The organism is Aurantibacter sp. (assembly GCF_039941195.1).
Lineage (GTDB): Bacteria > Bacteroidota > Bacteroidia > Flavobacteriales > Flavobacteriaceae > Aurantibacter_A.
In genome coordinates this window covers 66,509-86,867 of the sequence record NZ_JBDVFA010000105.1, presented here as the reverse complement: position 1 = coordinate 86,867, position 20,359 = coordinate 66,509, and the positions used below count along the sequence as shown (strand labels likewise).

20 protein-coding genes are annotated in these 20,359 nt (G+C 35.2%); 7 read left to right on the top strand and 13 right to left on the bottom strand.

Annotated features, from left to right (window positions below; all coding sequences use genetic code 11):
- Window positions 1-4: 4 nt before the first annotated feature.
- From ABJF52_RS18620 to ABJF52_RS18610, 3 genes are read right to left on the bottom strand one after another with little or no spacing between them, the layout of a single operon-like run.
- Window positions 5-2,359: a FlgD immunoglobulin-like domain containing protein gene (locus tag ABJF52_RS18620; RefSeq protein WP_348153621.1), complete on the bottom strand. Its 2,355-nt coding sequence runs from the start codon at window positions 2,357-2,359 to the stop codon at window positions 5-7.
- Window positions 2,356-3,087: a hypothetical protein gene (locus ABJF52_RS18615; protein ID WP_348153619.1), complete on the bottom strand. Its 732-nt coding sequence runs from the start codon at window positions 3,085-3,087 to the stop codon at window positions 2,356-2,358. Before ABJF52_RS18615 ends, ABJF52_RS18620 begins: the two co-directional genes overlap by 4 nt.
- Window positions 3,088-3,092: 5 nt before the next feature.
- Window positions 3,093-3,608 carry a T9SS type A sorting domain-containing protein gene (locus tag ABJF52_RS18610; RefSeq protein ID WP_348153617.1) on the bottom strand — a complete coding sequence of 172 codons (516 nt, stop codon included), beginning with the start codon at window positions 3,606-3,608 and terminating at the stop codon, window positions 3,093-3,095.
- A gap of 468 nt (window positions 3,609-4,076) precedes the next feature.
- Here ABJF52_RS18610 and ABJF52_RS18605 point away from each other — a divergent pair, with 468 nt between their 5' ends.
- Window positions 4,077-5,318, top strand: a complete 1,242-nt coding sequence (locus ABJF52_RS18605) for a WcaI family glycosyltransferase (protein ID WP_348153615.1) — start codon at window positions 4,077-4,079, stop codon at window positions 5,316-5,318.
- A gap of 12 nt (window positions 5,319-5,330) precedes the next feature.
- Here the strand turns inward: ABJF52_RS18605 and ABJF52_RS18600 are convergent, their stop codons facing one another.
- On the bottom strand, window positions 5,331-6,386 hold the full coding sequence (locus ABJF52_RS18600; protein WP_348153613.1) for a carbohydrate-binding family 9-like protein: 1,056 nt from the start codon (window positions 6,384-6,386) through the stop codon (window positions 5,331-5,333).
- Between the two features lie 94 nt (window positions 6,387-6,480).
- Here ABJF52_RS18600 and ABJF52_RS18595 point away from each other — a divergent pair, with 94 nt between their 5' ends.
- Both ABJF52_RS18595 and ABJF52_RS18590 read left to right on the top strand, forming a co-directional pair.
- Complete coding sequence (locus tag ABJF52_RS18595) at window positions 6,481-7,038, top strand: YeeE/YedE thiosulfate transporter family protein (protein WP_348153612.1); 558 nt, start codon at window positions 6,481-6,483, stop codon at window positions 7,036-7,038.
- Between the two features lie 2 nt (window positions 7,039-7,040).
- Entirely contained in the window at window positions 7,041-7,454 is a 414-nt protein-coding gene (locus tag ABJF52_RS18590) for a DUF6691 family protein (RefSeq protein ID WP_348153610.1), read from the top strand.
- A 17-nt stretch (window positions 7,455-7,471) separates the two neighbouring features.
- Here ABJF52_RS18590 and ABJF52_RS18585 read toward each other — a convergent pair whose 3' ends face one another.
- From ABJF52_RS18585 to ABJF52_RS18560, 6 genes are all read right to left on the bottom strand, one after another.
- A complete protein-coding gene (locus tag ABJF52_RS18585; protein WP_348153609.1) occupies window positions 7,472-9,568 on the bottom strand; it encodes a glycoside hydrolase family 16 protein in 2,097 nt (698 codons plus the stop codon).
- 138 nt (window positions 9,569-9,706) lie between these two features.
- A complete protein-coding gene (locus ABJF52_RS18580; RefSeq protein ID WP_348153607.1) occupies window positions 9,707-9,982 on the bottom strand; it encodes an ATP-dependent Clp protease adaptor ClpS in 276 nt (91 codons plus the stop codon).
- A gap of 94 nt (window positions 9,983-10,076) precedes the next feature.
- Entirely contained in the window at window positions 10,077-10,919 is an 843-nt protein-coding gene (gene prmA / locus ABJF52_RS18575; protein WP_348153606.1) for a 50S ribosomal protein L11 methyltransferase, read from the bottom strand.
- An 88-nt stretch (window positions 10,920-11,007) separates the two neighbouring features.
- Window positions 11,008-11,757: a triose-phosphate isomerase gene (gene tpiA, locus ABJF52_RS18570; protein ID WP_348153604.1), complete on the bottom strand. Its 750-nt coding sequence runs from the start codon at window positions 11,755-11,757 to the stop codon at window positions 11,008-11,010.
- A 66-nt stretch (window positions 11,758-11,823) separates the two neighbouring features.
- The gene (locus ABJF52_RS18565) at window positions 11,824-12,921 is read right to left on the bottom strand and encodes a BT_3928 family protein (RefSeq protein WP_348153602.1); all 1,098 of its coding nucleotides are present in this window, start codon (window positions 12,919-12,921) and stop codon (window positions 11,824-11,826) included.
- On the bottom strand, window positions 12,918-13,469 hold the full coding sequence (locus ABJF52_RS18560; protein ID WP_348153600.1) for a DUF1599 domain-containing protein: 552 nt from the start codon (window positions 13,467-13,469) through the stop codon (window positions 12,918-12,920). Before ABJF52_RS18560 ends, ABJF52_RS18565 begins: the two co-directional genes overlap by 4 nt.
- A 116-nt stretch (window positions 13,470-13,585) precedes the next feature.
- Between ABJF52_RS18560 and folP the strand changes: the two genes are divergently transcribed.
- Genes folP through ABJF52_RS18545 form a run of 3 tightly spaced genes read left to right on the top strand, consistent with a single transcriptional unit; the run spans window position 13,586 to window position 16,018 of the window.
- Complete coding sequence (gene folP / locus ABJF52_RS18555) at window positions 13,586-14,419, top strand: dihydropteroate synthase (RefSeq protein WP_348153599.1); 834 nt, start codon at window positions 13,586-13,588, stop codon at window positions 14,417-14,419.
- Window positions 14,420-14,455: 36 nt separating this feature from the next.
- Window positions 14,456-15,244, top strand: coding sequence for a diadenylate cyclase (locus ABJF52_RS18550; protein ID WP_348153597.1), 789 nt, complete (start codon window positions 14,456-14,458; stop codon window positions 15,242-15,244).
- Between the two features lie 9 nt (window positions 15,245-15,253).
- Window positions 15,254-16,018 carry a DUF3667 domain-containing protein gene (locus ABJF52_RS18545; protein ID WP_348153595.1) on the top strand — a complete coding sequence of 255 codons (765 nt, stop codon included), beginning with the start codon at window positions 15,254-15,256 and terminating at the stop codon, window positions 16,016-16,018.
- Window positions 16,019-16,023: 5 nt separating this feature from the next.
- Here the strand turns inward: ABJF52_RS18545 and ABJF52_RS18540 are convergent, their stop codons facing one another.
- Entirely contained in the window at window positions 16,024-17,793 is a 1,770-nt protein-coding gene (locus tag ABJF52_RS18540; RefSeq protein WP_348153593.1) for an ABC transporter ATP-binding protein, read from the bottom strand.
- Window positions 17,794-17,799: 6 nt separating this feature from the next.
- On the bottom strand, window positions 17,800-18,546 hold the full coding sequence (gene truA, locus ABJF52_RS18535) for a tRNA pseudouridine(38-40) synthase TruA (RefSeq protein ID WP_348153592.1): 747 nt from the start codon (window positions 18,544-18,546) through the stop codon (window positions 17,800-17,802).
- A 50-nt stretch (window positions 18,547-18,596) separates the two neighbouring features.
- Between truA and ABJF52_RS18530 the strand changes: the two genes are divergently transcribed.
- Window positions 18,597-19,094, top strand: coding sequence for a metallophosphoesterase family protein (locus ABJF52_RS18530; RefSeq protein ID WP_348153590.1), 498 nt, complete (start codon window positions 18,597-18,599; stop codon window positions 19,092-19,094).
- A gap of 75 nt (window positions 19,095-19,169) precedes the next feature.
- Here the strand turns inward: ABJF52_RS18530 and ABJF52_RS18525 are convergent, their stop codons facing one another.
- Complete coding sequence (locus ABJF52_RS18525) at window positions 19,170-20,219, bottom strand: DUF6340 family protein (protein ID WP_348153588.1); 1,050 nt, start codon at window positions 20,217-20,219, stop codon at window positions 19,170-19,172.
- Between the last annotated feature and the right edge of the window lie 140 nt (window positions 20,220-20,359).

Below are 20,359 nucleotides of genomic sequence, written 5' to 3'. Positions count from 1 at the left end.
GCACCTAATTCAATATTACAAGTAGCTCTAATTCTACAACACTTTTTAGCTCGGAAATCTTCCAACGATGAATGCCCCCGTGCCATGATTCATCGGGATGATATAAAAAGCCAATATTTTCATTATTAGGATGTGCAACTGCAAATGGCGATAGTACATTCCCTGCCATCCCTTCAAAAGGGATATGCTTTTTAACATTATCCCAAGGATGATTAGGATTCAATGACTGGTTAGTTCCAAATACGTTGAGTAATAAACCATTCTTATTATAATGTGCATATTGGTTCGTTTGAAAGCCTCCTTTCCAAAACTCCCCGTAATACCCCCAGAGGATATTATCTCCAAAAACCATCGCTTTACTCCCTGCATTATGAACATCATTCCCAGTATCGAAACCACCATCTAGTGGGTAATCACCATCATACTCGGACCCAGTTGCTTTAGAAGTTTTAAAGAGCCATTCGTTGGTCCTAATATCAAGTAACCCTAGATGATATCCTCCGCCCATGCCATTTTCTTCTGGTCTTCCATCAAAAGAAACTAGTTTATCATTATCCATTAAAAAAGTGCTGAACCACCCCGCATGGCGATGAAGTGGATCGTCTTTTTTGATATTCTGCAATTGTGCCAAAATAGAGCCGTTGGAAAAGATAGGATCATTATTAGCATCAAAACCAATTAACTCGTATTTCTCCCAGATAACACTCTTTCCTAATTCTGCCGGATTTGCATAAACAAGTGTTCCATCGTCGAGCCAAACCCAATAAAACCCATCCAATACTTTATCAGTAATTCTTATTCCGTTTTCCGATAATTCTGCTACTACAAAGTTTAGTCCTTCTGCTAGTAAAAAATAGGTTCTTCCATTTGAAAGCGTTACCGGCTCCCTAATTTTTCCAAAGGCATTATTATATTCGTCCTTAATAGTAAACCCCCAATTATTTTTTAATTTCCAAGTTTTAGCGACATCTTCCTCGGAGTAGTCAATTTCATATTCCAAAAAGTCCACAAACAATCGAGACGAATTGTTTTTGTCAATAGACATCATCAACCAATCTGGAGTGTATTGAATGGTTTCAATAAAATTTCGATTTTGACCATAGTGCATCATGCGATTGTTGCCGACATCTAACACCCAAAACGAACCATCGTTTTGAAAACTAATAGCCGCATGATTGTATAGCGGGCTATATATACCCCCATCGAAATTTTTAGTTTTTGAATCGGAGAAATAAAATTTGTCATTTGCCACTGCTGGGATATTTGCATAGCCCCCCAACTGCCCAAAGGCATTTGCTTCCGCTCCATTGGTTGCGTTAAAAAAACGCACCTGTTGCCGGGTACCACCATCACAAATTGCAATCTGATTATTATTTTTATTAAACCCCAAGGTTAGCGGTTCTTCGATTCCTAGCAGAATTTGAGTAGGCGACCCCAACATACCATTGGCGCTAATTTGGTATTTGGCAACCTGATTGGTATTTGAAATTATCCATAAATTTCCGTTCCCATCTGCCGTAAGTTCTCTAGGGGCATTAATTGATTTGATAGTTTGTACTAAAGTACCACCTGTGGTGATGTCCAAAACATGAATGGTATTTTGCAATTGCCGAGCAATAAACAAATAATTTCCGCTACGTGCTAAACCAGTGATATAAGAGTCCTTACCTTGTAAGGTATTGAGTGTTGAATTGTGGATTCTACCATAAGTAACCTCATAATTACTGGCCTTAGAAAATTGGTATTCTTCATTCTCTTCACGGGTAGTAACAAATACAAATGAGGTATCGCTATATACATCGTGGCCACTCCAAAACACGTAATTTTCATCTGCACAAACATATTTTATTACCGCGCCTTTATCTAAAACTGGCGTTGTAACTTGCGGGTCATGAATTGATGATTGATTGGCTGCTGTTCGCTGTTCGTTATAACCATTTGTCCAATATATGTCATCGTCTACTACAATAAATTTAAAAAATCCACTTAGTCCGTGATACCGATTTTCACCGGTTAAATGTTTTGAAGTATTACCAATTTTGGCACCTTCCCATTCGTATTGCACATTATTCGCCAAAACTTTAGCACTATAGGTTCCCTTTGTAACAGCTACTCCTTCATCATCTAAACCATCCCATTTTGCTGCATGAGAACCAGCAGTTTTATATTCATTGCTCCATAACGTACGTAGTAAAATACCTTCGGTAGTATAAATACCAGCACTTGTTGTCGCAGCTTCAGCTAAAGTATAAGTAAAGCTATTTTCTTCTGCAGCTGTATCGGGCGTATCCACTGCATAATGATAATTCTGACTTATTAACTGTGAAGAACAAAGCAAAAAGAAAAACAAGTATCTCATTGCCCTGAGATTATATATGCATTAGCAGCACTCTTTCGCAACAAACCAAACCGTACTTGCTTTTGATTACTAGCAAAAATTGCCGTGCCTCCTTCTTGGTAGTTAAGTTCTACTCCGGCAGCTGCTTTTACAGTTAAAATTGCTCCATTATGCGCTTCTAAATTAATTACATCACCAATAGGCATATCAAAATTTTCAGGCAGTGTTAATTCTGCTGTAGTCGTACATGCTATGGTATTGCCAATATCACTATTTGTAACTATTCTGGAAAGTGTAAAAGCAACGACTTCTGCTTTCTTGGCATAATCCCCATCAAAACCTACTAAAGTTTCAGCTGATTTGGAATGCAATGCATAGGGTACACTTAAAAGTTCACTTACCCCCACTATGGAATATTCTGTACCCCCGGTTGGGTCTATTTGTGTCTCAATAAAATAAGGCCCTTCGACCCATGTTATCGTATTAAAATCTTGATTTTTACTGAGCCCTGCTCCAATTTGTATAGTCACTAATCCCCCATTATTGGTAACCGGGGTATGTGATTCTGAATACACCACGGCGCCATCAATTGTATTTTGTAGTATGGAAATTTGTAAGCCGACCGGTTTATTGATTACCAAATTTTGATCAGCATCGCGCACCAAAGCCTGGTAACTAATTTTCTGAGGCGTTTGACTATGAACCAATAGTCCCACCAAAAACAATAGTATAAAAACAAGCCTCTTCATTTCTCTTAACGCTTTATAATTTTAAATGATTTTAGAAATTCATTGTCTTCTAAAACACTAATTATATAAATTCCTTGATGTAAGAAAGTAGAGGTTATTTTGGTTTTGAAATCTTGGATAAGATTCCTGGTCAAAATCTTTCCTTGTAAATTTACAAGCTGATAACTTAAATTCCTACTCTTATAGTCATCAACTTCAATAAAAAAATAATCGGTGGTCGGATTTGGATAGGCCTCTACGGCAATAGTGGTTATTAATTCATTTAAAGATTGATCTATTTGCTGCAAAACACCTTCAGTAATTTTATGCGCCGGTGAGCTCATGTCACTCAGAAATAATTGACCAATAGCATAACTTCCAGAACCATTTTCACCAGTAACAAGTCCACCAGCAGTATTTATTGACTGTAGCAAAACTTGATTGTCTATTTCTTCTGTAGTTACAATGTTAGAGTCAACAATTTGTGCCACACAACCCATAGTTGAAAAAAAGAAAAATAGAAATCGGTAAAAGAAATTCATTAAATAAAACTATGCTATTTGGGACTATGGATATACTGCTATTTCTGCTTGTACTATAAACGTTTAAAAGCTAAAAAATTACTTATAATGTCTGTTAAAATCGACAAACAGACACTTTAAGATTTAATTTTAACCTTACCTTAACTTTATGTTACCATTCATCGGTATTATCAATAAAGCCGTAACACTACAAGCTTTGCGTAATCCGTGTTTTAAGCGTTAAAATTTTTATCATTTGTAATGCAGAAGACCACTTTTATACGACAATGTTAAATTAGTGCTAAACCTGTCCTTTTCTATGCGAGCTACTTCTTTTAACCACAAACATTTAGTAGTATTGTTTATCGATTTTGATGTTTTATTAAATATCGATGTGCTTTCAACAGTTCCCCCGAAAAAGCCTCAGGTTGTACAAGTGAAATTGTATAATTAATTATTTTATTAGTGCTAAATCTTAACCTAGAACACATGGGAAAGAACCTATTATTAGTAGGCTACAATTATTACCCAGAACTTACCGGAATTGGGAAGTACAGTAGCGAAATGATTAATTGGTTGGCAGAAAATGATTATGACTGCGAAGTAATTACCACCTACCCCTATTACCCTTATTGGAGTGTACAGGAACCCTATCGCAAAAAGAGATTTTGGTACAGTACCGAAATTCAGCAAGTTGGTGACAAAAAAATAAAAGTACATCGTTGCCCGATGTATGTACCTACAAAACCTTCTGGCTTAAAAAGAATGCTGCTAGATGTTTCTTTCTTTATTTCTGCTTTCATTAGAATACTGATGCTTATGCCGAAAAGAAAATTCGATTATATTCTTACGGTAGCGCCATCTTTTCAAGTTGGCTTGCTAGGCTATTTCTATAAAAAAGTACGTAAAGCGAAACACATTTATCACATTCAAGATTTACAAATAGAAATGGCTAAAGATTTAAAAATGATTAAATCTCCAAAAGTTATTAATGCACTATTTAAAGTGGAAAAATTTATCATGAAAAATTCGGATACGGTGAGTAGTATCTCGAAAAAAATGGTAGATAAAGTTCAGAAAAAATCACAAAAGGAAGTGGTTTTATTTCCTAACTGGAGTGACACCAAAAGTTTTTACCCCTTACCTGATCGCAATAAAATAAAAGAAAATTTTGGTTTTAAAGCTGAAGATAAAATTATTTTATATTCTGGCGGCATGGGCGAAAAGCAAGGTTTGGATGCTATATTATATGCAGCTCAGGAACATAAAAAATATCAATTCATTTTTTGTGGTACCGGGCCTTACAAACTTCAATTGCGGAAAATGGCTAAACGAATGGAGTTGAAAAATGTGCATTTCTTTCCTTTACAACCGCATGAAAGTTTTAATTCGTTTTTAAACATGGCCGACCTTCACTTAGTGGTGCAGAAAAATGTTGCTAGCGATTTGGTTATGCCCTCTAAACTAAATACCATCTTATCTGTTGGTGGTCTTGCTTTAATTACCGCGAACAAAGCCACTGGTTTACATAATTTGGTAAAAAAGAATAAAATGGGAATTTTGGTAGATGCAGAAAATCAAAATGCGTTGAACCAAGGTATAAATCAAGCTTTCTCAAAGAACGGTGAAGAAACGAGAATGACCAGAAATGCTAGAATATATGCCGAAACACATTTATCGCTAAACAAAGTGATGAAGAATTTTGAAGACAGTGCTTTAAAAAATGTTTAGTCCTTTATAAATTTATTCAATTTTCTGAAACTTCCCGTCCTCACTTAATAGTAATACCATATTTGTAAACGGACTTTGTACACTGATATGCCAGCCGTATTTGTGCACCTCCAATTTTGGTGTTAGCTGCTTGCCTGCTATTTCAATAGGTGCTTCAATTTGTTGTTTTAAACTGACTCCAATATCCGATTGCTTATTCGACCAAATCTTTCGTGCTAGTGCATACAAATGCCTTTTTATTTTATCATCCTCAGGAATTTTAAAAGTCTCCGTGGCACTTTCTGCAAAATACACATAACCCCAATGTTCGGGTTCGTGCATATTAATTACGCCTTGTGGCGACCATACCCAATTATACTCGCGCTCGAATTTTCCTGCTGCATTTTTCTTTCGAGAATAGCGACCATCGATTAAATCGAAATCCCAATTCACCCGTGAAAAATTAATACGCCAAAACTCATTTACAGGCACTTTATTTTTAGTACTCCCTTCCAAAAGTGCCTTCCAAGGCATTGCAATCTCAACTTGCCATCCTTTATCGATATCCTCAGCATTATTTAAAGTCCCATTGATATGCACTGCAGATTTTAATCCCGCAATATCCCACCCATCTATAACTTTAGGTCCATTGCGATAGGGTTTGGTTAGCCAAAGGTCCCAGACCGTATTCAAAGCATTCATTTCAAACTCCATATAATTATGGGTATCTCCATCTGGATCAATAAAAACTTCAAAATCGTTATTATAGAAAATTACGGTATCGCGTTCTTTTAAAGTACCCCATACATGTGACTCCTCCATTTCTACATAAAAATAGAGGTTGTTTTCATCCCAAGTCATTTTCATTCGGGTATCATATTTTGGCTGCACCTCCCCTTCTATATCAATAAAATTTGAAGTCCAATCTGCTGTTGTCCACGCAGTTTCTTCAGCTTTTCCATCGATTATAATGTTAGCCGAAGTTTTTTGTGCGATGTAACTTCTAGGTAAATCTTGTGCCGTAAGTGGACTGAAAACTGTTTGTAAGTTTAAGAATAGTGCGCAGACCAAGTAACTTGAAAATCTCATCTTTAACATGCTATGATTTTAGATAAATATAGCTAGAAATGTTACAACTGATGAGACAAATTATTACGTTTATCTTTGCGCTAAATTAAAATCTATGGAGTTCCTCTTAAAACCATGGCCCTGGTATGTTTCTGGTCCATTAATTTCTTTAGTAATGCTATTGCTTATTTACTTTGGTAAAACCTTTGGCATGTCATCCAACCTTAGAACATTATGTACTATAGGTGGTGCCGGAAAGTATGCTGATTTTTTCCGATTCGATTGGAAAGTACAAAAATGGAATCTAACGGTTGTTTTAGGTGCTATTATTGGCGGATATATTGCTGTAACTTTTCTTTCTGATGGTGCACCTATTGATTTGAGTGCTGCTACTATTTCTGATTTGCAAGCGCTCGGATTTTCAGATGTCGGTGAAACTATTTTACCACAAGAAATATACGGACTCGAAAATGTATTTACCTTAAAAGGTTTATCTATTCTAATTATAGCTGGATTCTTGGTTGGTTTTGGAACGCGCTACGCTGGTGGTTGTACCTCCGGACACGCCATCACTGGACTGAGCAATTTACAATTGCCTTCTTTAATTGCTGTAATCGGATTTTTTATTGGTGGACTAGTAATGACACACCTTATTTTACCCCTTATCTTTTAATTATGAAGTTTATAAAATTTTTACTCGTTGGTATTTTCTTCGGAATTGTACTGGTTAAATCGGAAGCTGTTTCTTGGTATCGGATTTTTGAAATGTTCAAATTTCAATCGTTTCACATGTATGGCATTATCGGCTCGGCAGTAGTATTAGGGATTATTTTTATCTGGACTCTTAAGAAGTTTAATATAAAAAGCATCGAAGGAAACACTATTAATGTTCCTCCTAAAGCTAAAAGTGTTGCGCGATATATTCTAGGTGGCTCTATTTTTGGATTGGGTTGGGCTTTAGCTGGCGCTTGCCCCGGACCTATGTACATTCTTTTAGGGACTGGAGTTTATAGTATGTTAATCGTAATTGCTGCGGCAACTTTAGGCACATTTGTATACGGACTTGTTCGCCACAAATTACCGCATTAATTAAGACCATTGAATTACTATTGATAAACTCGAATATAGTCTACCTCCATGGTATCTTCTGTAAATTCGCTGTCTATTGCCCCACCTAATGTACCGCCAACAGCCACATTCATAATAAAGAAAAAATCTTCATTAAAAGGAGTGCCGGCTGTATTCATTAAGCTATTGTGGATAACCATATCATCTACAACAAACTTAATGCTCTCCGGTGTCCATTCAACCGTATAATTATGAAATTCTGTAGTTGCTGTACTATTTGTAGTTGCACCAACAACCGCCGTTCCGCCAAAATTACCAGGGTAATGTAGTGCACTGGAAACAACATTATTATTATTTCCAACATGTTCCATAATATCTATTTCACCACATGCAGGCCAACCTACTGTATCGAAATTTGCACCCAAAGCCCAAAGTGCTGGCCATGTGCCACCCGTAGAAGGTAATTTTGCACGTATTTCAACACGGCCATAGGTAAATTCATATTTATTTTCAGATTTAATTCGTGCCGAGGTAAAACTCCCCGCTGCAGCTTGCCCAAAATCAAAGAAAATAACAAACCTATCATAAGTTAAATCTGGTGCTTCACTGAAATCAAAAGTCAATTCTTCCCAAGAATTAGACACTGTAGTAGTGGCATCAACTTCATAACTTTCCTCTGTATTGGCAGCGTTTTCAAATTTCACCTTTACAACTACGCCAACCTCTGGAGACCAAGTCTTTAACTTTATAGTTGAATAGGTATTTAAATCTGCTGCAGCGGCTAAATCAAAATAGGTTCCTGCCCAAGTTTCTGCACCAATCGCTTTTGTAAACTCTGCGGCCATAGTAGAATTATTGATTGTTGAAGCGTCTGGATTATTTATTGTAGTTGTGATAGCACCGCCAAAATCTGAAAATGCTTGCGTTTCCCCCTCAAAATCTTGTATCGAAACCGATGTACCTGTGGTATTTTCTATGGTGATATCATCGAAATAATAAACACCAGCTTCACCTCCTTCTGATATTGCTGTTATTTTTAATAATCCATCTTCTACCTTAACGTTTTCGGAATTAGCTGTATAGGCCTGAGACTCGTTATTACCCCATCCGCCTGCACCAAGATCATAGCCCCAATTATCTGGATTTGGCGCACCGTCTACATCAAATTCATCGGACCAAACCAGATTAGTATATATTGTTTCAAGTTTCTCATCTCCTCCATTAACCGCAGGTTCGGAAGAAAATCGCAAATACCATGCAAAATCGGCATTAGCACTATCATAAGTTCTTACGTACAACATTTCGTCACTAATTGAAAGAATTTCATAGGTAGATGAACCTACATAATAACTCATAAAACCAGCATCGGAAAAATCTAGTTGCATTCCCGTAGTTTCAGCATCTGGCACATTACCAGAAACTGGGGATAAAGTAACTTCTTTAACTCCAGAAGCATCAAAATCGTAACAGAAATCTTCCGTAACTGTTCCGCCAACAACGTCTTTGTGAGCACCATTAAAAAACGTTTGTCCCTTATTATCCAATTCATAGGATAAAGCGCCATCACTTGCTACTGTGAAGGTTAACTCATCATCACAGAAACAATCCGAATCTCCACTAGCACATTTTTCAAAAGCTTGAGCAGAATACCATTTTGCATACCACCAGTCGCCATCAATGTCTTCTCTTGCAGGTCCAAGACCTAAGTGTCCTGGTTGCGATGCTGCTACATACCAAGTTTTAGTAGTACCGTTGGTTAAAAAGGTTATCACCTCCATATCTTCAGCAGATAAAGTATTTACATCAACTACAATATCAAATGTTTCCGAGATACTTGTATCACCAGAACCAAAAGCAGTTACCTTAATAGTAAATGTATTTTCTCCTTCTTGACTATAAACTTTAGCTACTTTACCATTAAGTGACTCTTTAGAAGTACCATCACCAAAATCGAAAACAAAAGAAAAAGCATTAGTAGCTGTTGCCGTCAATGACACGCTACCTGAACCATCTTCACTAATTTCTGTGCTAATGACAAGATTGGACGGGCCTACATTGCTGCTGGTTTTATCATCTTCCGAACAACTAATAAATACTATAATAAAGGATAGAACTAGAGGGAGTATTTTGTTCATAAGGATAGCTTAGATTATTATAAACCTCTCTACTATAAATGTCTTTATATAGTAGAGAGTCAAGCCAATATAAACAATATTGCAACAGATTAACTACTTAATTAAGAATTTGTAAGTTTTTAGGTGCAAATAATAGAATTATACAATCTCAGCACTTAAGCCCGCTTGTAATAATCGACTGCATCGTGGTTTTAAATCATCATACTCACCAGTTTTTACAGTGCATTTTCCTTTGTAGTGTACAATAAGTGAACATTGTTCTGCTTGCTCTGGTGAATGCTCACAAACATCAACTAAAGTATCAATGACATGATCAAAAGTATTAACATCGTCATTGAAAAGAACAATTTCGTTCTGTTTTACGGTTTCCTCTTCGACTAGTACTTCTTCTAGTATTCTTTCATTCGTGTCCATAAACAAATTTTCAACTAATATATTAAATTCTAAAAAATAGTCTCCAAAATTTAGCTAAAATTACAAAGTAGTTGATATTTAACATATTGACAATCTACTCCTTAATAAAATAAGCTGCAACCCATTCGCCATTTTTAAGGCTATTTTGGAAAACCATTCCGCATTCTTGACATTTATCAGAAATAAGAGGAATGTCTTCTGAAAAGAATCCGCTTAAAAAAAGTGCCCCACCCGACTTAAGAACATTAGCATAGGTAGGAATATCTTGTAGTAAAATATTTCTATTAATATTCGCTAAAACAGTATCATACTTATCTACTGTAACTAACAAACTCGCATCGCCCTCATACACTTTAATGTGCTCACAGTTATTGCGTTCTACATTTTCAATCGCATTTAAATAACACCAGTTATCAATATCGATTGCATCCACTGCAGTTGCTCCATGCATTTCAGCCAAAATTGCCAAAACTCCCGTACCACTGCCCATATCCAAAATAGATTTTTCGTTAAAATCGTTTTCCAGAACAAAACGCAACATCATTTGTGTAGTTTCATGATGTCCGGTACCAAAACTCATTTTTGGCTCAATAACAATATCATATTCAAAATCTAATTTTTCATGAAAAGGTGCTCGTACGCGACATCGATTCTCTACCTGAATAGGTTCAAAATTTGATTCCCATGTAACATTCCAATTTTCTTGCTCTATTTCTTTTGATTCGAATGAGATTTGAAATTCTGAATTCTCGAGAATAGCCACTCCCTCTAAAATAGTTTCTGACCAATCACTTTTTTGAATGTATGCTAAGAGTCCGTTTTCTTGCTCTACAAAACTTTCAAAGTTCCGTTCCCCAAGTTCTGCCATTAATATTTCTGCTCCTGGTTGAACCGGATTTATTTGAAAAGAATACTCTACGTAGTTAGAATTAGACACCGCTAGTTTTTAAAATTAAATGAGAATAATACTCACCAAAAAAAAGCACCTTCCCATGAGTATGAAAAGGTGCAAAATATTTACAAATTTATATTGCTTTTACAATCGCTATAAAATCATCTGCATTTAAAGAAGCTCCACCAATTAATCCACCATCAACATCTGGCTTTGAGAATATTTCAGCCGCATTTGCTGGCTTTACACTACCACCATATAAAATTGTAACATTATCAGCAATGGTTGCATCATATTCATTAGAAATAGTCTTTCTGATAAAAGCATGCATTTCTTGCGCTTGCTCTGGAGAGGCAGTTTCACCTGTTCCAATCGCCCATACTGGCTCGTATGCTAAAACAATATTTTGCCAAGCATCTGCCTTTAAATTAAAAAGACCTTTGGTTAACTGATCCGCAACAATATTAAAATGATTATCAGATTTTCTATCTTCTAATTCTTCACCAAAACAAAAAACTACTCGTAGTCCTTTTTCCAATGCTGCAATAACTTTTTTGGCTAATAACTCATCGGTTTCACCAAAAATAGAACGACGTTCTGAGTGCCCTAAAATTACTGTATCAATACCAATACCTTTAAGCATATCGGCGGATACTTCACCTGTATAAGCACCACTTTCTGCAAAATGCATATTTTGTGCTATTGGCTCTATAACCGATGATTCAAGCATTTTAAATGCTCTTGGAAGGTTTACAAAACTTGGTGACACCATTATTTCAGCATCCGTATCTGGAACTTTTGCTTCCAATTCACCTAATAAGGTTTCCATCTCATTATAGGTCTTGTTCATCTTCCAATTACCTGCTACTATTTTACTTCTCATCTTTTTGTATTTAATGTTTTCAGAAAACTCTTATTTCAAAATAAACCAATTAATTTTTCGTGTTGGTTATTCAAAAGTTAATTCGTCAAAATCGTTATAATGTACTTTTTGTTTAATTGTTCCTTTTTCTAAAACCAATATTCCTGGATTACTTCTTACTATCGTTTTCAATGTTGTTTCATCGGTAAAATAGAAATCGAAATCTAATTGATACTGCTTTTTTAAATCAGATGTCTGCGTTTCATTAGAGGCCGACATTCCAATTACTTTATAACCATTTTTAATGGCCAAATCGCTTACTTCCTTTACTTCTGAAAATGCATCTAGTGTACTTTTTCTTAAGTCGTATGCAATCACCATTACCAATTTTGGTTCTTGTAATAAACTAGCCGCAAAATCTTCGCCATTTTGTTCAACTGTAAAATCGTGTACGGGAGGCTCGTAGCCTTTTTGCACTTCTGTAGTTTCTACATCAACAAATTCACCATCTACCGACGGATAGTCTCCTTGCGTTACTATTACTTGCTCTTCGCCATTCACCTTAAAGCGCCAAGCATAATCAAAAATAGCTTTCGGTGCGTTTTCTGGCACCGTCATTCCATCAGCAATATTAGCTCCGATTTTATACGGTCTAAAATCGATTACCGGAAGGTGATTTAAAACATAATTAGCATATAAAGCACAAGCTAATAGCGACACGACCATAACTATTCGTTCTATATTAAATGACAGTATTGGTTTTATGTATTTCTTACCCACAAATAATATCAATATAAAAACGAGAAGAATTACATCTTTACTAAACGACTCCCATGGGGTTAATTTAATCGCATCGCCGAAGCATCCGCAATCTGTAACTTTATTAAAATATGCCGAGTAAAATGTGAGAAACGTAAAGAAGATTATCATCAATAATAAACTCCATAGCGTAAACTTAATTCGATAGCCTACTAATAACATTACACCCAATAACACTTCTACAATAACCACTATAATAGAAATTATTAGCGCATAATCCATAAAAAATGGAAGATCCAAAACACCCTGACTAAAATATTCTTCAAGCTTAAAAGAAAAACCTACTGGATCATTTAATTTTATATAACCACTGATGATGAATAAAATACCAACTACTATTCTAGAAAATGATACTAAATATTTCATGCTTGTACTGAATTTTCATCGAGATGAATCATCGCAAAAATAGCATAATTCACCATGTCTTGATAATTGGCATCAATACCCTCACTAACAAGTGTTTTTCCCTTGTTATTTTCTATTTGCTTTACACGAAGTAGTTTCTGAATAATTAAATCGGTTAAAGAACTCACACGCATATCGCGCCAAGCTTCACCATAATCATGATTTTTATTTTGCATCAATTCCTTAGTAGTATCTGCATGTTTATCGAATAATGCTACCGCCTTTTCCGTAGTTAAATCTGGTTCTTCAGCAATACCTAATTCAATTTGAATTAGCGCCATTAAAGAATAATTAATAATGCCTATAAATTCTGATTGCTGGCCTTCATCTACTTTGTGAACATCATTCTCTTGAAGCCCTCGAATTCTTTTTGCTTTTATAAATATTTGATCTGTAAGTGATGGAAGTCGTAAAATTCGCCATGCACTACCGTAATCTTTCATCTTTTTTTGGAACAGGTCTCTACACGTCTTTAAAACTGCATCATATTGTTCCGAAGTGTACTGCATCTACTATTATATTTTGCGTAAATTTCGCTTAAAATATTGGAATCATCAAGGCCACACAACGATAACTCACTGATGTTGCTGAAATGAGGTCTTAAATGCCCAAATATAATTAGTCAATGACCATTAATTGCAATCAAAAACTCATTAATCTTAATTCACCAAAGGTGATGGGTATTTTAAATCTCACGCCCGATTCGTTTTATGATGGTGGTAAGCACAGCGAACACAAGGCCATACTTTTACATTGTGAAAAAATGATAGCTGAAGGTGCAACTTTTTTAGACCTTGGGGCTTATAGTTCTAGACCAGGTGCTGATGATATTGCAGTCGAGGAAGAATTGCAAAGGATATTACCAATTGTTGCATTGTTACGAAAAGAATTTCCTGAAACTTTATTATCAATTGATACTTTTAGAAGTGAAGTTGCCGATAAATGTTTGGAAATGGGTGCAGCACTAATTAATGATATTTCTGCAGGACACCTTGATGACAACATGATGCATGTAGTTGCAAAATATCAGGTGCCTTATATAATGATGCACATGAGAGGAACACCAAAAACAATGCGTGACCTTACCGATTACGATGATATTATCATTGAAATGCGACAATATTTTTCGGAACGAATTAACCTTACTCGAAACCTCGGCATTACAGATATAATTATTGATATGGGCTTTGGTTTTTCAAAAACAAGAACTCAGAATTTTGAATTATTAAATCATTTAGAATTATTTCAAACTTTTGAAATACCTATCCTCGCTGGCCTAAGTCGTAAATCGATGATTTTTAAAACGCTACATACCAATGCAGCTTCTGCCCTTAATGGAACAACCGCATTAAACATGTTAGCCTTGGATAGAGGTGCTAAAATTTTACGGGTACACGATGTTAAAGAAGCCATAGAATGCGTTCATTTATATGAAGAATTAAAAGGTATAACCGATTAAGCCCTTTTTTTTCTAATTTTACAAAAACACTACGGATTGGATTTTCTGAATTTTATCGATTTTAAGATAACTGACTTCATCGACATTATTCTAGTCGCTATCTTACTTTACTACATTTATAAATTGGTTCGCGGTTCGGTTGCAATCAATATTTTTATCGGAATTGTAATTGTCTGGGGCTTCTGGAAATTGACAGAATTATTAGGCATGCAAATGATTAGTAGTCTAGTTGGTCAATTTATGCAAGTAGGACTTATTGCGCTAATTATTGTTTTTCAACAAGAAATTAGAAAATTTCTTTTGATGATAGGATCAACAAATTTTTCCAACAAACGGAATTTTGTAAAGCACTTTAAATTCTTTAGACCGGAGGAAGGCCTAGTAAGTAACCTCAATTTAACAGGTTTATTAAATGCCTGTGAACGCATGAGTGAATCGAGAACGGGTGCACTATTAGTAATAGAGCGAGCAAACTCCTTAGAATTTGTAAAAACTTCGGGGGATCAAATGAATATTGAAGTTACCCAACCTATTATCGAAAGTATTTTTTATAAAAACAGTCCTTTGCACGACGGTGCGGCAATAATTGAAGATAACTACATCGTTGCTACTCGTGTTGTCCTTCCTGTTGGGAATGACCGAAAGATTCCATTGAAATATGGTTTACGCCATAGAGCAGCCTTGAGTATAACTGAAAAAACCGATGCAATTGCACTTGTTGTCAGCGAAGAAACTGGCAAGATATCTTACGTGAAAAATGGTGAATTTGTAAATTATAAGGACATGACCAATTTAATGGAAATAATTAAAGAAGATGTAGTTTAAAAATCTACAATGAACTGTAAAAATTGCAAAAAATCTTTGATTACGGATTATAATTTTTGTCCTAATTGTGGTGCTAAAGTTATACGCAATCGATTAACACTAAAAAACCTTACCGCGGATTTCACCAGTAGGTTTCTAAATGTAAACAATACTATCTTTCAGACTTTTTTACATCTATTTACAAAACCTGATGTGGTTATTAAGGGTTATATAAATGGTGTTCGAAAGAAATACATTAACCCGATTAGTTACTTTGCTTTTTCGATTATTCTATCTGGATTAATGTTCTTTGTTTTAAAAAAAATTTACAAATTAACATTAATGGATTCATACCTAATTAGTGGCGGATCTAAAGCAGATGTACTTTTCGATTATCAAGGACTAATGACCTACGTAAGTCTGCCTATTTTTGCGTTTATTTCATGGCTCATATTTATTGATAAAAGGAAATACAACTTTACGGAACATGTAGTTATAAATATGTATATCATTGCCCATTACGCAATAGTACAATTTGTAATTTATTTAATTGTATTGGGACTGTTTAATGTTGGCTTCACTACTTTTTCTAACTATGCAGCTGCGGTAATTTTGACTTATACACTTTATGTCCTTAAAAAATTACACCAGTTAAATTTTAAACAAATTGTATTGCGTGGATTAATGTACATTCCATTATATTTTATTGGAACTACTATTGCAACAACACCTTTTATAATATACTTGCTATATACTGGGCAGTTGGAATTATCAGATTTAGCACCTAAACCTTAATATTTTTAAGCAACTTCATCCGCTAAAAATTGGGCCTCGTAAAGGTTTCTGTAGTACCCACCATTAGCTAATAATTCTTGATGCGTTCCCGTTTCAACAACCAAACCAGCATCCATTACCAATATTTTATCGGCTTTTTTAATGGTAGCCAAACGGTGTGCTATAATTATTGATGTACGGCCTTCCGTAATTTTCTCGGTAGCACGTTGTATGAGCTGTTCGGAATAAGTGTCTACTGAAGATGTTGCTTCATCCAACACCAAAATACTTGGATTACTAACATATGCACGTAGAAAAGCAATTAGCTGACGTTGACCACTGCTTAACATGGTGCCTCTCTCTTTTACATTATAATGATAACCTCCTGGCAAACTTGAAATAAATTCGTCTACTCCTATTTCTTTCGCTGCGGCTTCAATTTCAGCTAAACTTATCTTTTGATTTTTTAAAGAAATATTGTTTGCAATTGTATCTGCAAATAGAAAAACATCTTGTAAAACAACTGCAATTTGCCCTCTTAATGTCGCCAATCGATAATCGTTAATATTTACATCATCAACCAAAATACTTCCAGAATCAATTTCATAAAAACGATTTAATAAATTAATTATGGTTGATTTACCCGCACCTGTTGCTCCAACAATTGCTACCGTTTCTCCTGCTTTTACATCAAATGAAATACCGTGAAGCACTTCTTCATTTTCTACATAACTAAAATGTACATCAGCGAATGTAATATTACCCTTAACTTCTGCCTTCGCAACTGTACCCAAATCATCAATTCGGCTATCGGTATCTAAGATATCGAATACACGATTGGCAGCAACCATACCCATCTGAAGCGTATTAAATTTGTCTGCAATTTGTCGCAATGGCCGAAATAACATGTTGATTAAAAAGAAAAAAGTTATGATTGTACCCGCGTATTTTTCATCAATATTATTTACACTTTGTAATACACCAAACCATACAACCAAGCCAATTGCAAGCGCATTTACAATTTCAGCAATTGGAAAAAATATAGAGTTGTACCAAACTGTTTTTAGCCATGCATTTTGATGTTTTTCATTAATGACTCTAAATTTTTCCTTTTCTGTTTCTTCACGTGTAAATAGTTGTACAATTTTCATTCCCGTAATTCTTTCTTGTACAAAAGAATTTAAATTAGACACTTGAGCACGTACTTCTTTAAAAGCTACTTTCATTGCTTTTTGAAAAAGTCGGGTAGCATATAAAATTACAGGTAGTAATGCAAAAACAATAAGTGCCAATCGCCAATTTAACCACAACATTACACCAGCAGCTGCCAACATTTTTAGCATATCTGCAGCTATTACAAAGAAACCTTGACTGAAAATTTCACCTATGCGTTGCATATCTGCAACTGCTCTGGTCACTAAAACACCTAAAGATGATAAGTCAAAATATTTCATTTTAAAACCTAGCATCTTTTTGAAGAGTGTAATTCTAACGTCTTTAATTACAGATTCACCCAGCCAGTTTGCATAGTAGTTAAAACCTAATTGTGAAATTACCTCGGCCAACAGAAACCCGAACATCATCAAGGTTAATTGCAATAGCATTGAAGGGTCTTTTGTTTTTATTCCTTTATTGACAATATCACCCGCATAAACCGCTGTTAAAATTGCAAATACTGATATTAAGACAGCTGCAATTGCCACAAACCAAAAGGTTAATCTGTACGGTTTTGTAAGTGCTACGAGTCTTTTAAAAAGACGAAAATCAAAAGCATTACCGGTTTTGTCGTTGCTCATTTAGCGTTAGCTATTTGTTATTTCTTGAGGATATTTAATCGCCAGCAAATATAAGCCTTTTGCAGGCACTGAAACCCCAGCTTTGGTCCTGTCCTTACTTTCTAAGATAGTTTTAACATCTTCTAAAGTCCATTTCCCAATTCCGACTTCTATCAAAGTTCCAACTATGGCTCGAACCATATTTCTTAAAAAACGATTTGCTGAAATTGTAAAAACCAAACGATCATCAATTACTTGCCATTCTGCCTTTTTTAGGTCACATAAGAAAGTATGAACTTCTGTTTTTGACTTCGAAAAACATTCGAAATCAGAATAGGTCATCATTAACGCTGCTGCTGCATTCATTTTAGCAACATCCAAAGTGCGATTTATATAATGTGCATGCTCTAAATAAAATGGATTCTTTTTTTGAACCAACCAATATTCATAGGTTCTTTCTGTAGCATTAAAACGCGCATGAGCATCTGCTGAAACCTCAAAAATGCTTTTTACTGCAATATCATCTGGTAAAAAAGAATTCAAACGGAAAATTAGGTCTTCCGTATTTTTAATTTGCTCGCAGTCGAAATGTGCAAACATTTGCTTAGCATGAACGCCAGCATCCGTTCTTCCCGCGGCAACCAGAGCTATTTCATTACCCAATAACGTACTAAATGCTTTTTCAAATACCTGTTGCACTGTAATTGCATTGGGTTGAATTTGCCAGCCATGATAGGCTTTTCCGAAGTATGAAAACTCAACAAAATATCTCAAATCGATTCTTTAGCTTTGTACCGCAAAGATAATCAAGTTATGATCTAAGAATGACCAAAATACTTCTACTCTCTGATACCCACAGCCATATTGATGACAAAATTTTAAAGTATGCCGCCCAAGCCGATGAAATATGGCATGCTGGAGATATTGGTTCACTTAAAGTTACCGATGCATTGCAAAAAATTAAACCACTTAAAGCTGTATACGGTAACATTGATGACCATATTATTCAAAAGGAGTTTCCACTTAACCATCGGTTTTTTTGCGAGAAGGTTGATGTTCTTATAACACATATTGGCGGTTATCCGCCGAAGTATAATGAAAGAACACGAAATATTATTTCACAGAATCCACCGAAATTATTTATCTGTGGACATTCGCATATTCTAAAAGTTATGCGTGATAAAAAACGAGATGTTTTACATATGAATCCCGGCGCCTGTGGCAAACACGGGTTTCATCAAGTTAGAACTATGTTGCGTTTTGAAATAGAAGGTGCTGATATTAAAAACTTAGAAGTTATTGAACTTGGCAAACGTGGATAAAAAAATCCGATAACATAAGGATGTTATGTTATCGGATTTTCGTCCCCACAATTGCATTAGTTTAAATGCAATGAATTATTTACTAAGCTGACTGTTCAGTCTTTGATTTTGTCTTTGACGATATCTTAAAATATCTAAATAACGTAATGCTTCACTATTTCTGTAGTCTGAATACGATTTCGAAGCAAACTCTACTGCCTTATCTAAATCTCCATTAATTTCATTGCTAATTGCCATATTGTAAAACGCTCTACCTGCAACTTTTTCATCAGAATTTCCTAATTCTCTTTCCCATAATTGAGCTGCTCCATCCCAATCACCAGTTTGAGCTCTTCTTTTGGCAACTACAAAATTATCAGTTCCCTTTACAAAGTAATTACGCGTAACTCGTACTTTATAAGGTCTAATTCTTCTAGCGTAGGCATTACCAATATTCTTGCTATGTTCTACTACTGCTTCTTTTCTATTAATTACTGTTTTTACCGCTTCTATAGGGTTTATGCCTTTACCCACACCAACAACATACTCATTATAGTTGTATTCATCTAAAATGAGTTTGCTTTTAGGATCATACACTCTCCAACCATTTTTTATGTGCGTTCTTAGCGTTACCTCATGACCTGGTATTGGTAACTTAACACCAAGACTGTTAGGAACCATTACAGTTGTTTGCTTATAATCTACCTTAGTATCCGTATCGTAATAAGCTAATGAGAAGATTACATCTACCGCATACTTATCGCATAGTGCTTCAACCTGCGTCCACGTTAATGTAGCTGGTAAAATTCCAAGTCCTTTTTGTAATTCGGTTTCATTTTCTATTTGAACGATATTTGAAAATCTGCCTTCAGCAATTAATTCTTCTTGTAAAGCTATAGTAGCAGCAGCGGCACCGTGTTTATCAAGGTTTTTACCTTCAACAGATAAAATTTTATCAATTTGATCAATGGTTTTATGTCCTTCGGATGGAAGACTTCTATTAATAATACCAATATTTTGAACATCTCCAGCAATTGTTACAGGAGCAGGCTCAATAGCATTCATGGTAAGCTGATTGGTTGACACACAAGAACCTAAGAAAGATAAGGAACAGACAGAAACGAATAAATAAAGTAGGTTTTTCATTGTTAAGTTTGGTTAAGCCTATAATTTTTAATTTATAGATAAGATTAAGGGTGATTAGTAAAACTCAAAATTCGATAAGATATTGTGTTTCAAACACTTCAATAAAAGCAAAAACCCTGATGTTTCCATCAGGGTTTCTT